The sequence below is a fragment of the Mycobacterium toneyamaense genome, assembly GCF_055384815.1.
Genome location: NZ_AP040333.1, coordinates 5,976,842 through 5,995,236 on the forward strand (window position 1 = coordinate 5,976,842; position 18,395 = coordinate 5,995,236).

General features: G+C 67.1%; 17 protein-coding genes and 1 pseudogene. 10 read left to right on the forward strand and 8 right to left on the reverse strand.

The genetic code is table 11. The features are described from left to right. Positions 1 to 30: 30 nt before the first annotated feature. The 6 genes from ACZ5IQ_RS28810 to ACZ5IQ_RS28835 all read left to right on the forward strand — a co-directional run bounded on the left by ACZ5IQ_RS28810 (position 31) and on the right by ACZ5IQ_RS28835 (position 6,411). A complete protein-coding gene (locus ACZ5IQ_RS28810; RefSeq protein ID WP_244872724.1) occupies positions 31 to 1,413 on the forward strand; it encodes an amino acid permease in 1,383 nt (460 codons plus the stop codon). 52 nt (positions 1,414 to 1,465) lie between these two features. Then, a complete protein-coding gene (locus tag ACZ5IQ_RS28815) occupies positions 1,466 to 2,926 on the forward strand; it encodes a serine hydrolase domain-containing protein (RefSeq protein ID WP_464481516.1) in 1,461 nt (486 codons plus the stop codon). Positions 2,927 to 2,932: 6 nt separating this feature from the next. Then, positions 2,933 to 3,571, forward strand: a complete 639-nt coding sequence (locus ACZ5IQ_RS28820) for a DUF1345 domain-containing protein (protein WP_212807714.1) — start codon at positions 2,933 to 2,935, stop codon at positions 3,569 to 3,571. Between the two features lie 57 nt (positions 3,572 to 3,628). Further along, on the forward strand, positions 3,629 to 4,720 hold the full coding sequence (locus ACZ5IQ_RS28825; protein WP_212807715.1) for a type III PLP-dependent enzyme: 1,092 nt from the start codon (positions 3,629 to 3,631) through the stop codon (positions 4,718 to 4,720). Then, complete coding sequence (gene speD, locus ACZ5IQ_RS28830) at positions 4,701 to 5,903, forward strand: adenosylmethionine decarboxylase (protein ID WP_212807716.1); 1,203 nt, start codon at positions 4,701 to 4,703, stop codon at positions 5,901 to 5,903. Before ACZ5IQ_RS28825 ends, speD begins: the two co-directional genes overlap by 20 nt. A gap of 70 nt (positions 5,904 to 5,973) precedes the next feature. After that, entirely contained in the window at positions 5,974 to 6,411 is a 438-nt protein-coding gene (locus ACZ5IQ_RS28835; RefSeq protein WP_244872723.1) for a M15 family metallopeptidase, read from the forward strand. Here ACZ5IQ_RS28835 and ACZ5IQ_RS28840 read toward each other — a convergent pair whose 3' ends face one another. Then, positions 6,412 to 7,158 carry an isocitrate lyase/PEP mutase family protein gene (locus tag ACZ5IQ_RS28840; RefSeq protein WP_346416651.1) on the reverse strand — a complete coding sequence of 249 codons (747 nt, stop codon included), beginning with the start codon at positions 7,156 to 7,158 and terminating at the stop codon, positions 6,412 to 6,414. Between the two features lie 64 nt (positions 7,159 to 7,222). Between ACZ5IQ_RS28840 and ACZ5IQ_RS28845 the strand changes: the two genes are divergently transcribed. Then, a complete protein-coding gene (locus ACZ5IQ_RS28845; RefSeq protein WP_346416650.1) occupies positions 7,223 to 7,921 on the forward strand; it encodes an ArsR/SmtB family transcription factor in 699 nt (232 codons plus the stop codon). On the opposite strand, the gene ACZ5IQ_RS28850 is transcribed toward ACZ5IQ_RS28845, so the two are convergent. From ACZ5IQ_RS28850 to ACZ5IQ_RS28870, 5 genes are read right to left on the reverse strand one after another with little or no spacing between them, the layout of a single operon-like run. Next, the gene (locus tag ACZ5IQ_RS28850; RefSeq protein ID WP_212807722.1) at positions 7,907 to 8,623 is read right to left on the reverse strand and encodes a gamma-glutamyl-gamma-aminobutyrate hydrolase family protein; all 717 of its coding nucleotides are present in this window, start codon (positions 8,621 to 8,623) and stop codon (positions 7,907 to 7,909) included. The two genes, ACZ5IQ_RS28845 and ACZ5IQ_RS28850, sit on opposite strands and share 15 nt — an antisense overlap. 26 nt (positions 8,624 to 8,649) lie before the next feature. Further along, positions 8,650 to 9,849 (reverse strand): acyl-CoA dehydrogenase family protein, encoded by a 1,200-nt coding sequence (locus tag ACZ5IQ_RS28855; protein WP_212807723.1) that lies wholly within the window; start codon positions 9,847 to 9,849, stop codon positions 8,650 to 8,652. 17 nt (positions 9,850 to 9,866) lie between these two features. Next, entirely contained in the window at positions 9,867 to 10,904 is a 1,038-nt protein-coding gene (locus ACZ5IQ_RS28860) for an LLM class flavin-dependent oxidoreductase (protein WP_212807724.1), read from the reverse strand. Then, entirely contained in the window at positions 10,901 to 12,238 is a 1,338-nt protein-coding gene (locus tag ACZ5IQ_RS28865) for a glutamine synthetase family protein (RefSeq protein WP_212807725.1), read from the reverse strand. Before ACZ5IQ_RS28865 ends, ACZ5IQ_RS28860 begins: the two co-directional genes overlap by 4 nt. A gap of 1 nt (position 12,239) precedes the next feature. Further along, complete coding sequence (locus ACZ5IQ_RS28870) at positions 12,240 to 13,691, reverse strand: APC family permease (protein WP_346416649.1); 1,452 nt, start codon at positions 13,689 to 13,691, stop codon at positions 12,240 to 12,242. A 200-nt stretch (positions 13,692 to 13,891) separates the two neighbouring features. On the opposite strand from ACZ5IQ_RS28870, the gene ACZ5IQ_RS28875 reads away from it, so the two are divergent. Next, positions 13,892 to 14,638 (forward strand): MetQ/NlpA family ABC transporter substrate-binding protein, encoded by a 747-nt coding sequence (locus tag ACZ5IQ_RS28875; RefSeq protein WP_212807727.1) that lies wholly within the window; start codon positions 13,892 to 13,894, stop codon positions 14,636 to 14,638. A 3-nt stretch (positions 14,639 to 14,641) separates the two neighbouring features. Here the strand turns inward: ACZ5IQ_RS28875 and ACZ5IQ_RS28880 are convergent, their stop codons facing one another. Then, positions 14,642 to 15,148, reverse strand: coding sequence for a winged helix-turn-helix domain-containing protein (locus ACZ5IQ_RS28880; protein WP_212807728.1), 507 nt, complete (start codon positions 15,146 to 15,148; stop codon positions 14,642 to 14,644). 193 nt (positions 15,149 to 15,341) lie between these two features. Between ACZ5IQ_RS28880 and ACZ5IQ_RS28885 the strand changes: the two genes are divergently transcribed. Further along, a complete protein-coding gene (locus tag ACZ5IQ_RS28885; protein WP_212807729.1) occupies positions 15,342 to 16,139 on the forward strand; it encodes a DUF1906 domain-containing protein in 798 nt (265 codons plus the stop codon). A 10-nt stretch (positions 16,140 to 16,149) separates the two neighbouring features. Next, positions 16,150 to 16,740 carry a hypothetical protein gene (locus ACZ5IQ_RS28890; protein ID WP_212807730.1) on the forward strand — a complete coding sequence of 197 codons (591 nt, stop codon included), beginning with the start codon at positions 16,150 to 16,152 and terminating at the stop codon, positions 16,738 to 16,740. 7 nt (positions 16,741 to 16,747) lie between these two features. Here the strand turns inward: ACZ5IQ_RS28890 and abc-f are convergent. Then, a pseudogene (gene abc-f / locus ACZ5IQ_RS28895) lies at positions 16,748 to 18,393 on the reverse strand (ribosomal protection-like ABC-F family protein). Positions 18,394 to 18,395 lie beyond the last annotated feature (2 nt).

An 18,395-nucleotide genomic window follows, 5' to 3' on the forward strand; every position in this document is an offset into this window, starting at 1 on the left:
CACGCGATACACCGAATGGAAGGCACCCCGATGGCTCCGAGCACCCGTCCCGCTGACGGGCCCCGTGCCGAGACCACCGCCCCGGCTGACGCGCCGATGCACCGCGACCTGAAGAACCGTCATCTGCAGATGATCTCGCTCGGCTCCGCCATCGGGACGGGCCTGTTCCTCATCTCGGGCACATCCGTGCAGACCGCCGGACCGATCGTTCTGCTCGGCTATGCGATCGCCGGCATCGTCCTCTACGGCGTGATGCGGATGCTCGGCGAGATGGCCGTCGCACATCCGGTCGCGGGGTCGTGGTCGGCCTACGCCCGCGAATATCTCGGCAAACCAGCGGGTTTCATCGCCGGCTGGAACTGGTGGTACGTCTGTGTCGTCGTCTGCATGGTGGAGTTGACGGCAGCTTCGGAGTTCATGGCCTTCTGGTTCCCGGACATGCCCCGCTGGATCACCACCGCGGTGTGCCTGGTGCTCATCACCGCCGCGAACACCTTCAACGTCAAGGCGTTCGGCGAATTCGAGTTCTACTTCACGCTGATCAAGGTGACCGCCGTCGTCGCCATGATCGTCATCGGCATCGCGATCATCTTCGGCGCCGGCGATTACAACGTGCACGGCCTGCAGAACCTCTGGGCGCATGGCGGTTTCGCCCCCAAGGGGCTCGGCGCCTTCATGATCTCGCTGGTCGCGATCACCTTTTCTTTCGGCGGCATCGAGTCGCTCGGCACCGCCGCCGGTGAGGTCGAGGAGCCCGCCCGCAACATCCCCCGCGCCATCAATCAGGTGCTGCTGCGAATCCTGGTCTTCTACGTGGGCGCCATCGGCGTCATGCTGATCATCTGGCCGTGGGACAAGGTGGGCACGGAGGGCAGCCCGTTCGTGTTGATGCTCGTCGGCCTCGGGATCGGCGGCGCCGCAACGCTGCTCAACATCGTCGTTCTGACCGCCGCGCTGTCGGTGGCGAACGTGATGACCTACAGCAACGCGCGCGTCCTGTATGACCTCGCCGCCAGCGGCCAGGCGCCACGGTTCCTCGCCCACACCAACGCCCGCGGCGTCCCCGTCCGTGCACTGCTGCTCAACTCCGGGTTCGTCGCCGTGGCGGTGCTGCTGAATGTCGTGCTCCCCGGGAAGGCGCTCGTGCTGCTGATTCCCGTCGTGGTCGGGGCCGAGCTGATCACGTGGAGCATCATCGCGCTGAGCCACCTGCGATTTCGGTCGCGGGAGGGCGCCGGTGTCTTCAAGACACCGCTGTCACCGCTCACCAATTACCTGTGCCTCGGGTACTTCGCGCTGATCTACATCCTGATGACCCAGGATCCAGCGTCCCGTGCCGGCGCGATCGCTCTGCCACTGTGGTTCTGCGGTCTGCTCATCGTCGGATCCCTGCTGAACAGAGTGAGGCGCTAACGTCGAAGCGGTGAGGGTGTCGGGGTCGCGCGTAGCACGGGTATGCGCGGTGATGCTCGCCCTCGCGGCGTGCGGACACCCGACGCCGCCGCCGGCCGTCACCTCGTCGCCGACTGCTCGGCCTCCGGCCACGACAAGTGCGGCCGCCACGCCGGTCCCGAGCGTCGTCCCGGCCGGCCCGTTCGCCGCGGTATCTCGCCTGGTCAACGACGCGCTCGCCGCGCATCGGTTGCCCGGCGCGGTGATCGAGATCGGGCATGCCGGCAAGGTCGTGTTCCGGCAGGCCTACGGCGCACGCAGACTCGGTGACGAACCCGCGCTGGACGAATATGCGGCCCCGGCGGAACCGATGACCGACGACACCATATTCGACCTCGCGTCGCTGTCGAAGAGCATCGCGACGACTGTCGCCTTCCTGCAGCTGTACGAAAAGGGCCTGGTCGAGGTCGACGAGCCCATCCAGACGTACTTTCCAGAATTCAATCCGACCAACGACGCACGCCGCGCCCAGGTGACGGTGCGGATGATGCTGACGCACACGTCCGGTACGGGTGGCGACCTCAGCCATCAAGGCCCGTGGGGGCTGACAAGCGCCGACAAGGCCGAAGGCATTCGTCGTGCGCTCACCGCGCCTCTGGAGTTCGGTCCCGGCGAGGGATTCCACTACTCCGACCTCAACTTCATCATCCTCGGCGCCCTGATCGAGAAGATCACCGGCGAGTCTCTGGACAACTATGTACAGGACAACGTCTTTGCACCGATGGACCTTGTCGATACTCGGTATCTGCCCGCCACCAAGGCCTGCGGCCCGCACCAGATTCGAGGCACGGCAATCGTTTTCGAAGGCGTACCGGCTGGACCGTGCCCGACCGGAACCTGGAGTACCGCCCTGCTGGAGCGCGTCGCACCGACCTCCCACGATGACGACACTCCCGGCATCAACCCCGACTTCGACCACTTGATCCGCGGCACGGTGCACGACCCGACGGCAAGGCGCATGGGCGGCACCGGAGGGAGCGCAGGAGTGTTCTCGACGGTTTCGGACATCGGCCGCTACGCGCAGGCGCTGATCGACCGGCTCGCCGGACGTCCGAGCCCGTTCCCGCTGGGGCGGAGCACCGCGGAATTGATGGCGACGCCGCAACAACCGGGGCACAACGCCGGGCAGGTGCCCGCGGCGAATGCCGCCAGCCGAGCGGCCGTCGAAAACCGGCCCAACACAACAGATCCGCTACTGGCCCCGGACTATCCGGCGATCCCGGGACAGGAACTCCGGAGCTTCGGCTGGGACATCGACACCGAACATTCCCGACCTCGCGGCATGGTCTTTCCCGTCGGCAGCTTCGGGCACACCGGCTTCACCGGCGTCAGCCTCTGGATCGACGCTGAGTCGGACACCTACGTCGCGGTGCTGGCCAACGTGATCCATCAACGCGGCGGCCCACCCATTGCGAGACTCAGCGGCGAGATCGCCACGGAAGCCGCACGGGCGCTACGCCTCTACGGGAGCTGACGGAGAATGCATGGGGTGACCTCACTCTCCGGCGCGAACAGATTCTGGATCAGCTTGACGGCGGGCCTCGGCGTCGGCCTGGCCACCGGGCTGCTGTTGCAACGCTGGCCCGTCGGACTGCTGGCGGTCGTCATCGTCACCGCGGCGAGCTACGTCTCGTGGGCGCTCGTGGCGCTGTGGCGGATGGGCCCCGAGCAGACGAAGGAGCACGCGGGTGAAGCCGACGTCGACGACGAGATCGGCGATCTGGTCCTGTTCCTCATCCTCACGGCCAGCCTGACCTCCATCGGAATCCTGCTGCTGTCCGCGAACGACGCGGACAAGGCGTCGTACGCAGGCATGTCGCTGGCCGCGATCCTCGCGACGTGGGCGCTGCTCCACACCATGTACACGGCGCGCTATGCGCGCATCTACTACGACGACGAACCCGGCGGAATCGACTTCAACAGTCCCGATGTCGATCCGCAGTACAGCGACTTCTTCTACTTCTCGTTCAACCTCGGAATGACCTACCAGGTCTCCGACACCGACGTCACCAGCTCTCAGATCCGGGCCGAAGTACTCCGGCACTGCCTCTGCAGCTACATCTACGGCACCGTGATCATCGCGTGCACGATCAACCTCGTCATCAACCTCGTTGGCTGATTGCTTCGCTCGCCGATCAGCGCGCGACGGACGGATTGGTTCAGTACTCTGCCGCGTGTGCCCGGTAGGCCCTACCTGACGATCGACCTCGCAACGGTGCGCAGGAACGTTGCGGCGTTGCGCAGCGCCCTGCCCGCGGCCGAGGTTCGGTACGCGGTGAAAGCCAACCCGGCCGAGCCCATCCTGCGGCTCCTGGCAGGCCTCGACTGCGCCTTTGACGTCGCGTCCGTCGGTGAGGTCGACCTGTGCGCGGCGGCCGGCATCGACGGCGCCCGGATGACGTTCGGGAACCCGCTCAAGAAGCCGGCCGAGATTGCGTACGCGTTTGCGCGGGGCGTCCGGCGGTTCACCTTCGACACCGCGGCCGGCCTGGCGGCGATCGCCGAGAACGCGCCGGGCTCGAGCGTCGAATGCCGCATTGCGCCGACGTTTCCGTCGTCGGTGACGCCGTTCGGGCACAAGTTCGGCTGCGCGCCCGCCGATGCGGCCGGGTTGTTGACGGAGGCTGCCCGGTCGGGACTCCGGGCGGACGGGGTGGCTTTCCACGTCGGCTCGCAGCAGCTCGATGCGGGCGCGTGGGAGATCGGCATCCGGTGCGCGCGTGACATTTTCGAAGCCGTACCCGGCCTGACGACACTCAACCTGGGCGGCGGCATCCCGATCTCGTACGACGCACCCGTACCCGACGTCGCGATCGTGGGTGGCGCCATCGCCGACGCCCTCGGACGGCACTTCCCGGCGCTCCCCCACGTCGTCATCGAACCCGGGCGCGCGGTGGTCGGCTCAGCCGGCACGCTCTCGTCCGAAGTGGTGTCGGTGCGGACCGGCACCGACGGTCGCCGCTGGGTGTACCTCGACATCGGGCGCTACGGCGGACTGGCCGAGACCGAGAACGAATACATCCGGTACCGGCTGCGCACGAACCGCGACAGTGATCCCGTCGACGACGCCGTGGTCGCCGGTCCGACGTGCGACGGCGACGATGTGCTGTACCGGCGGTATCCACTGCCGGTGACGCTACGTCCGGGCGATCTCGTCGAGATCGAAGCGGCGGGCGCGTATACGACGAGCTACGCCTCGTCGTTCAATGGATTTGTCCCGCTTGCAACGCAATTCGTGGAGGTCACAGATGCAGTCACAACCGGGTAGCAGCTTTGCGGGCTGTCACGTGCTGGCCGAATTCACCGGCGTCGACCGCGACCTGGCCAACGATCGCGTGCGGCTGCGCCACCTGCTGCGCACCTCCGTCGAGCGGGCCGGAGCCACGGTGTGCGACATGGTGGACAAGCGCTTCGAGCCACACGGCGTGACGGTGTTGGCGTTGCTCGCCGAATCGCACGCCTCGATCCACAGCTACCCCGAACGCGGCGCGATGTTCGTCGACGTCTTCACCTGCGGTGAGTCGGCCGACGCCGAGGAGGCCGTTCGGTTGCTGCGACAGGCCGTGGGCGCGGCAGATGCCCACATCCACACGGTGTTTCGCGGAGCGGGACGGCAGATCGTCGAGCCGATGGCACCCGGCATCACCCGCACCTGGCAGCTCACCGATGTGCTGTGCGATGTCCACACTGAGTTTCAACACCTGGTGATCGGCCGGACGGAGCAAGGCATCTCGCTGTTCAGCGACTCGGACCGGCAGAGCACCGAATTCAGCCAGCTCGTCTATCACGAGGCACTGATGGTGCCGGCGCTGCTGCTGGCCGAGACGGTCGACCGGGTGCTGATCATCGGTTCCGGCGAAGGTGTGGCCAGCCAGATGGCTGTCGCCGCCGGGGCCACGCATGTCGACCACGTCGACATCGACCGCGAGGCCGTCCGGCTCTGCGCCGAACACCTGCCCTACGGCTATGCGCCCGATGAATTGGCAAGGGCCGAAGCCGGACTCGGCCCCGTCACAGTGCACTACACCGACGGATACGAGTTTGTCGCAGATTACTCCGGACCCAGGTATGACGTCGTCGTCATCGATCTCCCCGACGAACGCGCTGAGGCCGCCCAGCACAACCGCCTCTACGGCGCGGAGTACATGAAGCTGTGCGGTGACATCGGCACCGTCGTCACCGGCCAGGCCGGCTGCCCCACGCTATGGCGCAACGAGACGCTGATCCGGTCATGGGAGCGTTTCGGCGAAACCTTCGGCACCGTGGTCTATTTCGGCAGCGACGAGCACGAGTGGGCGTTCCTGTCCGGTACCGCCGGCGTCGTGGAGGATCCGCTCGCCACCATGACGGCTCGGCTGGAGGCGCTGCCATATCGATGTCAGACGATCGACGCCGCGGCGTTGGCGGCGGCGACGACGCCGCCGATGTCCCTGCGGGAGAAGAGTCGGTAGCCGACGCCGAGTAGGGTCGGTGCCCATGCGACTCGTCGGTACCGTCTTGGCCTTGGCAGGTGCGCTCACAATGCTCGGACCGATGGCTACCGCGTCCGCCGATGCGGCGAGCCCGTTCGACGTCTCCAACCCCACCGTCGGGCACCTGGACCCGGCGTTGTTGGCCGCCATCCAGCAGGCGGCGACCGCGGCCGCGGCCGAGGGCATCCCCATGACGGTCACCTCCGGCTGGCGCACTCCCGAGTTCCAGCAACAACTGCTCGACGACGCGATCCAGACCTACGGCAGTTACAACGCGGCGCGGCAATACGTTCAGACGCCACAGCAGTCCAAGCATGTCAGCGGTCAGGCCGTCGACATCGGCGGCCAGAGCGCCGACAGGTGGCTGATCGCCAACGGTGCACGCTTCGGTCTGTGCCAGATCTACGCCAACGAACTCTGGCACTTCGAGCTCGCCACCGATGCCCAGGGGGCATGCCCGCCGCTGCTGCCCAACGCCGCCAGTTGATCAGCTGAGTGAGAGCGCCTGCGCGTCGTCGTAGGACATCGCGGTGGGAGTCGGCGCGCCCGTGGCGTATGCCGTCGCCGCCGCGGCAGCTTGCGTGATGGCGACGCGGAACGGCAGTGACCCGGTGCTCACGCGACGGACACCGAGTTCGCCGAGCCGGCGGAATGGCAACTGGGCGAGCAGGTTGAGCGGAATATCTCCGAGCTCGGCCACGAGCTGCTCGATCACGTGCTCGTCGCCCAGGCCGGGTACGAAGACGCCGTCCGCGCCGGCGTCGACGTACGCCGACGCGCGTCGGGTGGTGTCAGCCGTGGGCAGATGCAGCCAATAGGTGTCGACGCGGGCGTTGACGAACACGTCCGGCGCGGCGGCCTTGAATGCCGCGATCAGCGCGCACTGCTCGTCGAGCGCGGCGAGGTGATCGCTGCGGCCGTCCTCGATGTTGACCCCGGCGATACCGATGGCGTGCAGCTCCGCGGCCAGCGCTGCCGGGTCCATACCGAAACCCGCCTCGATGTCCACCGTCACCGGAACCGGGAGCCGAGCCAATGTCCGTGCCAGAGCGAGAGTTTCCGCCCCGGTGGCGCCGGCGGCATCAGGCAGTCCGTATGAGGCGGCGACGCCGAGACTGGTCGTCCCGACCGCGCGGAATCCGGCGCGGACAAACGCCGCAGCGGAGGCGAAGTCCCAGGCGTTGGGTAGGAGGAGCGGTTCGTCGCCGTGGTGCAGACGGGTGAACGTGTCCATGCGTACATCGTGGTCGCCGGATGGTTCGGTGGCCACCGAATTGTCACCGTCGCACACTGGGTCTATGACAGCCGAATGCCTCGCCGCCGTCGCGTCCGCGATGGCCGACAGTACGCGCGCCCGCATGCTGATCGCGCTCATGGACGGGCGGGCCTGGACGGCAAAGGAATTGGCGGCACACGCCGGTGTCGCAGCCTCGACCGCCACCGAGCATCTCAACCGATTGGTGACGGTCGGGCTGGTCAGCGAACGCAGGCAAGGACGCCATCGCTACGTAGAGCTGGTGGACGCCGGCGTCGCCGAGGTGCTCGAGTCACTCGCGGTGCTGGGTGAGCAGCCGTCCACACCGCCACGCGGCATGCGCGAAGCGGTGATCAACAGTGCCCTCGCACGCGGGCGCACCTGCTACGACCATTTCGCCGGGAGGCTGGGGGTGACCATCACCGACGCGTTGCTCCGGCGCGGGTTGCTCGACGAGTCCTTGGCCCTCACCACCGATGGACGCCAGTGGCTGACAGATGCGTTGGGCTCTCCGTTCGAACCGGGGCGCCGGGCCGCGACGCGGGCTTGCCTCGACTGGACAGAGCGACGCAGGCACCTGGCGGGCGCGGCGGGCGCGCACATCGCGACCGCGATGTTCACCCAGGGCTGGGTACGGCGCATCGGCAGCAGCCGGGCAGTCGTCGTGACACCGGCGGGTAGCGCGGGCCTTGAGCGACTGCTCGGAATTGCAGCGGCGACGCAGTTTTCAGCGGCGGGCTAGGCGTTCGTCGATTTCGATGGCCTGAGCGAGCGCGGCAAACGGTGCGTGCTGAACCGACGCCGACGTACCCGGCGCCTCCGGATGCCATTGCACCGCAACAACCCAGCCGTCGACGGCCTCGAACGCCTCGATCAGGCCGTCGGCCGCGTGGCCGGTGGCCACCAGCCCGGACCCCAGTGACGCGATGCCCTGGTGGTGGGCCGAACCGACGATGATCTGGTCGGACTCGTGGGCGGCACGAACTCGGCTACCTGCTGCCAGGGCAACCGGATGCCAGCCGAACAGCTCTCCGGCCGTCGCGCTCCGGTGCGGGACTTCGCCCGGCACCAGGTCGATGCGGAGGTCACCGCCGCGAAGTACGTTCAGCACCTGCGCGCCCCGGCAGATGCCGAGCACCGGCAAGCCGGCTTCCGCTGCTCGTGCCGCCAGCGTGAAGTCGAGTTCGTCCTGTTCGTCATTGACGTCGTACACCGCCGCGGTTGCGACCTGCCCAAAGCGCTGCGGGTTGATGTCTCCGCCGCCGGGCAGCACGAGTCCACCGACGTCGGACAGCGCCACGAACGGATCGTCGACGACCAGCGGTGTCAGGCCGGCCGCTTCGACCAGTTGGACGATCCGGTCGAAGAGTTCATTCGCCGCGATGACGCGCGGATCGTCACCGACCGAGAACCGGCGCGGTACGACGACAACGGGAGCGGCCACTATCGGGTCTGTCCTCTCATCGCGGGTCAGAAGTATCCGGAGTTGGGCGGCAGCGCACCGTTGACGAGGAAATCCCCAGTCGCCCAAGCTTTGTACGCCAGTGGGTTGTGGCTGGCGATGGTTCGCGCGTTGCGCCAATGCCGGTCGAGATTCAGTGTACGAGCTGTGGCCGATGCGCCACCGGTGTCGAACAGTCGCTGCGCGGCATCGAGGGTGAGACGTTCCGCGACGAGTTGGGCCTTCGCCACCTCGATTGCGGCAGCACCGATGGCCTGTTGGTCGTCGATCTGGCCGGAGTCCACCACCCGATCCAGCGCCGCCGCGGCGCCGAGCGTGACCGCGGTGGCGGTCGACGTCCAGGCCGCGATCTCCCCCACCGCCTGCAGGATGAACGGGTCCTGGGTGGCCGAGGCGGTCAGCGCGTGCGCGGCAGGCCGCGCCTTGTTCTGGACGAACCCGATGGCATCGCGCAAGGCGCCCTTGGCAATTCCCACCGCCACCGCCGTCAGGTACAGCTGCAGGAAAGTCTGGCTGTGTGCGAGCCGGTGGTCCGCAGGCACCAGCGACACCTCGTCCTTGTGGACCACCACCGACTCGAAAGTCGTTGCACCGCTGGCGGTCAGCCGCTGCCCGAAGCCGTCCCAGTCGTCGAACAACGTCACGCCTTGGCGATCGGCCGGAATGATCACGTGTACTTCGCGGCCGTCCTCGCGTTCGGCCGACACCGCGATCAGGTCGGCGTAGAGGGTGCCGGTCGAGTAGAACTTCTTGCCGTCCAACCGGTACCGGCCGTCACCCGTGGCACGCAACGTGGTGCCGATGGCCGCGGGAGATGCGCCCACTGCTTCGGTGATCGCGTTGCCGACGATCTTTCCGCTGAGCACATCGGGGAACCAGCGGGCCCGCAGGGCGTCGTCGCCGCGGTTACCCAGGAGCCGCTCGACGAATCCGAAATGGGCGCGCAGCGCCTGGGCCACGTTGGAGCTGGCCTGCGCGATGTCGATGACGGTCTCGATGACATCGACGATGGAACCGCCTGGGCCACCGTACTCCTGAGGGATCCGGAGTGCGAGGACGCCGGTGTCGGCGATCGCGCGGATCGCCTCATGGTGCAACGTTCGGGTCAGCTCGTGCTGGGCGTCGTCCGCGCCGAGCTGCTCGACGACCGACTCCAGCGACGCCCGCCGGTCCGCGACCGACCCTGCGGCCAATGCCGTGATGGTCATGGGATTTCCTTCTCGACTCAGCGGAACAGGGGCAGGATGTGGGCCGCGAAGCGCTCCATCTCGGTTTCCAGCGGCTGGAACTGCAGCATGAACAGGTCGATCCCGAGGCTCGCGAATGTCGTGATCCGTTCGGCCACTTGCTCGTAACTACCGATGAGACCGGCCAGCGTGCCGCCGTTGGTGCCCACGCGCGCGACACCCTCGTGCACCTTGAACATGGCGGTGGCCGGGTCGGCTCCCACCGTGCGGTCCCGTTGTCCCGAACCGTCGACGAGGCCCTGCAGGTACTCGAATTCGTGCTGCGCCTCTTCCTCCGACTCACGGGCGATGACGAACGCCGACAGCCCGAACTGCAAGGGCTCCGGCTTCTTCCGCTCGCGACGCCGCATGTCGTCGATGATCTCGGCGGCATCCTGCGGCGGCCGGCCGTTGAGGAAGAACACGTCGGCCTGCGCTGCCGCCAGGGCGCGCGCCGCTTCGGACTCCCCGCCGAGGTAGACGCGCGGGGTCCGCTCGAGGGCCGGCCGCAATTGCGCACCGGCCGCGACGGCCCCGTCCAGCCCGGACTCGATGGCATCGCCGCGCCACAGCCGACCGACGACGTCGAGCCACTCCCGGGAGTACTCGTATCGGTCACCGTGCGTGACGTCGCCGAGGCCGATCGCCTCCAACTCGGGAAGGAACCAGCCGCTGACGAGGTTGATCGCCACCCGGTCGGAGGCGATCTGTTCAATGTTGGCAACGGTTTTCGCGAAGACCAGCGGATTGAACAGCAGCGGCTTGATGGCGCCGATCAACTCGACGCGGCTGGTGGCCTCGGCCAGCCCGGCCAGCGTTGACCAGGTTTCCAGTACGTCGTGTTCGGCGCCACCCGGATGCAGGACGTGCTGGGCGATCAGCGTCGAGTCGAAGCCCAGCTCTTCGGCGCGCACGATGAGATCGCGTGTCCGGCGGTAGCTGGCATCGGGCACCTCGACGGGATGTGTTCTGGCGCCCCAGGTTCCGTAGACGGGGGCCCACACCCCGAAGCGCGGCGCGGTCAGTGTTGCGGTCATGAATTCTCCAGGTAGCGCCGGAATTCCCAGTCGGTGACGGCACTGGAGTACTCGTCCCACTCGCTCTGGGCGATCTCGGCGAAGTCATGCACGGAGTCCGCGCCCAAGATGTCGACGATGGCGTCATCGCTACGGGCCAGCGCGATCGCGACACTGAGCGATTCCGGTAGCCGGACCCCAACGTCGTAGAGGTTGCCGGTCTGCGGCTCTGATGGATTGCGTCGGGCTTCCAGGCCGGCCACAACTGCTGCCAGGGCAGATGCGATGAGCCAGTAGGGGTTTGCGTCGGATGCGCCGGTGCGCAGTTCGATTCGCGTCGCCTCGGGCGTCGACTCCAACAGCGACCGGACGGCGGACGTCCGGTTGTCCCGGCTCCACGTCAAGGTCGCCGGGGCGAACGATCCGGGGACGTACCTGCGGTACGCGTTGACCGAGTGCGCGCCGAACAGCGTGATGGACGGCAGGTGTTCGAGCAGGCCGGCGATGGCGTGCAGACCGACCTGGCTCTCGGTCCCGTCGGCGCCGGCCAGAACCGGCTCACCGTCGCGCCACAGCGAAATATGCAGGTGCGCAGAACTTCCGGAGTGCTCCGAGAACGGCTTGGGCATGAACGTCGCCAACTTGCCGTTGCGGCGGGCGATCTCCTTGACGGCGTACTTCAACCGCGCGCTGTTGTCCGCGGCATCGAGCGCGTCGCTGTAGACCAGATTGGCCTCGACCTGTCCCGGACCGTATTCGGTCAGCAGGCCCTCCAGGGAAGTGAACTCGCGCAACACCGAATAAAGCTCGCTGAGCACCGGTTCGAGGGTGTTGGCATTCTGCAGCGAGTAGGCGTGTACGTCGTCCTGGAAGATCGACCCGTCGGCATTGAGCAGGTAGAACTCGAACTCGGCGCCGACCTTCGCGGTGTACCCCAGGTTCTCCAGCCGCTGGATGACGCGCCGCAAGACCGCACGGGGATCGAGCGGTGACGGCGTGCGGTCGTGACCGACGATGTCGGAGAGGACGTGCCCCACCCCGGATCGCCACGGCAGCGCACGGAAGGTGCTCAGGTCGGGTACGGCAAAAGCGTCGGGGTAGCCCGTGTTCCAGTTGGTCGACCGAAGACTCTCGATCACCCGGGCGTTGGAGTTCCACGCGAGCGCGCCATCGCAGAAGCCGAATCCGGAAGTTCCAGCGCGAGAGCGGAATTGCTCGACAGGCACCCGCTTGCCCAAGGCGTGGCCGAACTGGTCACTCCACGCCACCTCGACCTCCGTGATGACGCCGGAGTCCAGCAGGTCGACAACGCTCCGGTGCCGCTCGTCAATTGCGGCGGCCGCGGTCAACGACATCTCAGCCCTCCTCTCCCGCCGGGGCGACCGACTCGGTTCGCGCGCGGCGATAGCCCAGCACGGCACCGCCCACGAAACCCACTACGAGCACCAGGATTACGGCCAACGCCAACCCTGACGACCCGCCGACCAGGTCCTTGAGGTTCACCAGAATCAGGACCAGGAACGCCACCAGCCCGGCCAGGCCCAGCGCCGGCGCCACCCGGACCCGCAACACCGAGTAGTGCCGCCGGTCCCGTGCGAAGAACGTCAGCACAGCCGCGCTCGTCAACACCATCAGGGCGAGCACCCCGACCGTGGTGATCCCGGACAGCCAGGTGTAGAACTCCGTGCTCGGGTCCAGCTTCGCCACGATGGCGACACCGATGATCGCGAGGATCAGTGCCGACAGCGCCAACGACGCGACGTGCGGCGAGCCGTGGCGGGTGTGGGGCCGGCCGAAAGCCGCGGGCAATACACCCCGGCCGGACAGCGCGAACAGGTAGCGGGACACCACGTTGTGGAAAGACAAGATGCAGGCGAAGAGGCTCGTGACGAAGAGGACCTGAATGACGTCCGCTCCCACCACGCCCAGGTAGCGCTGGGCGGTGTCGACCAGCATGGTGCCGCCCGAATTCGTCGCACGCTCAAGGGCTTCGCGATCGCCCCACGCCGAGATCAGTGCCCAGCTCGAGACCGTGTAGAAGACGCCGATCACCGCGAGCGCGAGGTACGTCGCGTACGGAATGGTGCGGTCCGGATCGCGTGCCTCGTCACGGAAGATGGCCGTCGCCTCGAAGCCGAGGAACGAGATGATCGCGAAGAGCAGCCCGATACCCGGTGCGCCCGAGGTGATCTGCGCGGGGTCGAGCAGTCCCGTCGACAATCCGTGGTCACCACCGCGAGCGACGATGACCGCGTCGAGGACGACGACGATCGCGATCTCGGCGACCAGCAGAACCGCGAGCACTCGACTGGACAGCTCGATGTTGCGGTACCCGAGGTAGGTGATCACCGCGAGCCCGGCCAACGCCCATACCGGCCACGGCAACTGGGGTACGCCGACGAGGGCCAACAGACCGCCGAGCTGCGGACCGAGCAGGCCGTAGACCGCGGCCTCCATCGAGGCGTACGTCAGGACCGCCACGAACGCGGCGCCGATGGCCGGACTGGACCCGAATCCTTGCTGCACATAGGAAAAGAACGCCCCGGCCTCGCGGACGAAGGGCGTCATCGCGGTGAAGCCGACCGCGAACAGCAGCAGCACGACGGTGGCGATGACGAACGTCGCGGGGAACCCTGATCCATTGCCGGTGGCGATTCCCAAGGGCACCGGCCCGCCGATGACGCCCAGCGGCGCCGCTGCGGCCAACACCATGAAGACGATGGCCGGGATCCCCAGATTGCCGCGAAGACGCTGCGCGCCGGCCGGAGGCCCACCATCGGTGCGCACCGCCGCATGTTCGACTGTCATGACGCCCCTTGCTGGTCGGTGAATGTTGTTGGTGACAAAAGTTATTGGCCGGGGTGGACGCGCTCCAGCGGGCAGGACACCGGCGCTGACAATGCGTCACATGCCGTAACATTCGGCGGACTTCAGGGCCGCAGATTCAGCATCCGGTCGGTAGTCTTCATGGCATGGCGCCGCGGGTGCGTCAGTCAAAGGGGTTGGCAGTGGGGACCATTCGATCGATTCATGGCACCGGCCGCGTCCTGCGCGTAGGGGCGACGCCGGTCCCGCACGCCGAGATCCTCGATCACGTCCGCCCGGTGCTCGCGCGCGACGGCATCGACCTCCACGTCGAGGTGTTCGACACCTTCGACGAACCGAACCACCATCTGGTCACCGGGACGATCGACGCCAACTTCTTTCAGTACCTGCCATTCCTCGACGAGTTCAATGCCGCCTCGGCCCAGCGACTGGTCCCCGTCGCACCGGTGCACATCGAGCCGTTCGCGCTCTACTCGGAATCGATATCCACTGTCGACGACGTGCCGCAGTACGCACAGGTGGCGCTGCCCGGTGATCCGGCGAACGTCGGGCGCGCCCTGCACATCCTTCGCGACCTGGGTCTGCTCACCCTGCGTGAGGGTGAGGTGGCTGCCCCCGGCGTCGACTCGATCATCGCGAACCCAAAGCAGTTGCTGTTCAAGGAAATCGCCAGCGCGCACCTGGCTGATGTCCTCGCCGACTTCGATCTGGTGTTCCTGTTCGGCAACTACGCCATGGACCGCCAGATCGACCTGCAGTCGGCGCTCTATTGTGACCACGCCAACCGCGACTACGCCGAGTACCTCGTCGCGCGCCCCGACAACCACGACAGCGAACCAATCAGGCTGTTGGCCAACGCTTTACAGTCAGATTCGGTGCGTTCGTTCATCGCCCGCTCGTACGCCGGCCTGGTGGTACCGGCGTTCTGACGGTCACGCCGACCGGATCGGCCGCTGGTCCCGGAACCGTGTCGAGGGCTGCGGATCGAAGCGATAACCCTTGCCACGGACCGTCGTCAGCGTCAGGGCGTGTGCACCCAGCTTCACCCGGAGCCGTCGCACATGGGTGTCGACGGTCCGCATCGAGGCGAAGCCCGCGTCCCAGACGTTCTCGATCAGCTCTTGTCGCGAGATGATCCGTCGCGGGTGCTGCGCCAGATAGGCCAGCAGCTCGAATTCTTTGTAGGCCATGGCGATCTGGTGACCATCGACGCTGACCTGCCGGGTGGTCCGGTCGATCATGAGTCCATTCATCGGCAGCGGAGCGCGGACCGGAGCTGTACCGGCCACCGACTTCTCCACCCGAGCGCCGGGCACGCGATACGCGAGAAATGCGCTGAACTCGTCCATCAGAGTCGTCACCTGAGCCAGTGCATCGCGGGTGGGAAGCTCCACCGTCAGCACCACCTGCGGTGCCCGCACGCTGCGGCCCTGATACATGCACACTCCCTCATCGATCCGAACTCCAGTGTTCGCGAGGACGACGGCGCTGGACATCGTTACCGTCACCTTGAATCGAACGAGCCTCCGCCCTGGCCGACAAACGACGGCCGATGAAACAGTCTGGTCACGATCTGGAATCAGCACGTCACGGCCACAACTTTCACATCTGTCGCATTGTTAACATCGCGAAATGCAGGACTTCCCGGAGACCACCGGCCTTCGGCGCCCGTTCTCGCGTCGTGATGCGCTGCGCTATGCCGGCGCCGCGTCGGCACTGGCTGGGCTGAGTGCGGCCGGTCTCGGCCTGCCGACGGCCGCTGCCGCCGCGCCCACACTGATCGACTTCGCCATGAAGCAGATTCCGGCGCAAGACATTCGGGCCGCCGGGCACGCCGGCGTCGTCAACTATGTCTCGACATCGCGCCCCGGCTCGTCCATGGGGGCGAAGCCGATCACGCTGCCGTATGCCCGGTCACTGGCCGCGGCCGGACTCGCGATCGTGAGCAACTACCAGTACGGCAAGCCCGGCGGCACCGCTCCGTCCGATTTCACGCGCGGTTACGCAGGCGGCGTCGCCGATGCGCGCACCGCCTGGCAACTGCACACCGCGGCGGGCGGCGGCCAGAGCGCACCGATCTTCTTCTCCGTCGACGACGACATCAGTCGCGAAACCTGGAACAACGTTGCACTGCCGTGGTTTCGCGGCATCAACTCCGTCCTCGGGCCGCAGCGCACCGGCGTCTACGGCGGCATCAACACCTGCCAGTGGGCCGCGGCCGACGGTGTCATCGGGCGCTCGACCACGCCCGGCAAGGTGTGGGCATGGCAGACCCGATCCTGGTCGGGCGGCAAGATCTATCCGGCGGCAGTGATGTACCAACGGATCGTCAGTACCGCGTCGAATCCGGGTCCGGTGGTCGGTGGTCTCGAGGTCGACGTCAGCGACGCCCTGGCCGCCGACGTCGGGCAGTGGAACCTGCATCCGTGAGGACGCGGTCGTGACCACAGCCATGGAGATCCATGGCTGGCGCGACCTCGGTTGGATCGTCGGCATCGCGCTGGTGATCATGATCGGCTCGCTGGTGATCACGCCGGTGTTGGTCCGACGTGGGCTCAAGACACCGGCCGGGCTCCGGCTGATCAACCGGATCAGCGTGCGGGCGGTCCAGCTGGTGAAGCGGCCGATCACCATCATGGTGCTCGACGAGGTCATCGACGTCATCAAGACCGGCCACTACACCCGCAACATCTCCAACGCCATCGAAGAGAACTACACCGAGCTGAAAGCCCTTGCGGCCGACAAGATCCGCACCGATTCGGGTATACCCGTCATCAGCCGAATCCCCGGGTACGACAAGGTCGTCGGCCAGGCGAGCGAATCGGTCATGCACGTCCTCATCGCGATGCTCGCCGATCCCCGGATGGACGAGTTCGTCTCCGACCTGCTCCGCAACAATCTGGAACAGATCCAGGACGCGGTCCGCCGCCGCGAGCACGAGCGCGCCGCGTCGTTCCGACAGGCCGGCGCGCCCGCGACGGCGGCAGTCGCTGATGCCGCCACGTCCCGACCTCCGTCTGGTGACGTCTGATCGCCGGCTACAGCTCGGTGACCCGTCCGCCCTCGACCAGCCACGAGCGATCCAACCGGACGTTCTGCAACATGCGGCGGTCGTGCGTCACGAGAAGCAGTGCGCCGTCGTAGGTTTCGAGCGCCTGCTCGAGCTGCTCGATGGCCGGCAGGTCGAGATGGTTGGTGGGCTCATCGAGCACCAGCACATTCGTCCCGCGTGCCTGCAGCAGCGCCAGGCCCGCCCGTGTTCGCTCTCCGGGAGACAGCTCGTCGACGGTGCGTTCCACGTGGTCGGCGCGCAGGCCGAACTTAGCGAGCAGCGTGCGCACGTCCGCGGTCGGCATGACGGCACGAATTGCTCGAAGCGATCGACGAGGCGGCTGTCGCCGGTGAAATCGGCACGCGCCTGGTCGATCTCACCGATGGCGACATTGGTGCCCAGACTCGCGCGGCCCTCGTCAGGCTGTTGCCGACCGAGCAGGAGCCGCAGCAGCGTCGACTTTCCCGCGCCGTTGGGGCCGGTGATACCGATCCGCTCGCCGGCATCGACCTGCAGCGACACCGGACCGAGGACGAAGTCCCCCTGTCGCACAACAGCATCGTCGAGCGTTGCGACAACCGAACTAGACCGCGGTGCCGCACCGATGGTGAACTGGAGCGTCCACTCCTTGCGGGGCTCCTCGACTTCCTCGAGACGGGCGATCCGGCTCTCCATCTGCCGGACCTTCTGCGCCTGCTTCTCGCTGGACTCGGTCTGTGCGGCGCGCCGATTCTTGTCGTTGTCGGGTGCCTTGCGCATCGCATTGCGCACACCTTGACTCGACCACTCCCGCTGCGTGCGTGCGCGCGCCACGAGATCGGCCTTCTTCTCGGCGAACTCGTCGTACTGTTCGCGGCGGTGCCGCCGCGCGACCTCACGTTCTTCCAGATAGCTCTCGTAACCGCCGCCGTAGACGGTGGTCCGGTTCTGCGCCAGATCGAGCTCGACAACGCGGGTTACCGTGCGGGCCAGGAACTCTCGATCATGGCTGACCAGCACCACGCCGCCGCGGAGATTCCCCACGATCTCTTCCAGGCGCGCCAGTCCGTCGAGGTCGAGATCGTTGGTCGGCTCATCGAGCAGGACGATGTCGAAACGCGACAGCATCAACGCCGCCAACCCCACGCGCGCCGCCTGCCCGCCCGACAACGCCGTCATCAGCGTCGACTCCGGCCGCACCGCGTCGGAATCGAGCCCCAGGTCGGCCAACACCGCCGGCAATCGCTCTTCGAGATCCGCCGCCCCTGTCGCCAGCCAGTGATCCAGAGCAGCGGAGTAGGCATCGGCGTCCGCAGTCGAATCGGCCAGCGCCTCGGCTGCGGCGTCCATCGCCTTGGTCGCGGCCGCACATCCGGTGCGACGCGCGACGTACGCGGCGACCGTCTCCCCCGGCACCCGCTCGTGCTCCTGCGGCAGCCAACCCACGAAAGCGTCGGCCGGCGCCAGACTCACCACGCCGTCAAGCGGTGCGAGTTCGCCCGCCAGGATCCGCAACAGCGTGCTCTTGCCGGCACCGTTGGAGCCGACGACGCCGATCACATCGCCGGGTGCCACCGTCACGTCGAGCCGCTCGAAGAGCGTGCGGTGGGCGAATCCGCCGGCGAGGTTGGTCGTGACGAGCGTCGCGGTCATGG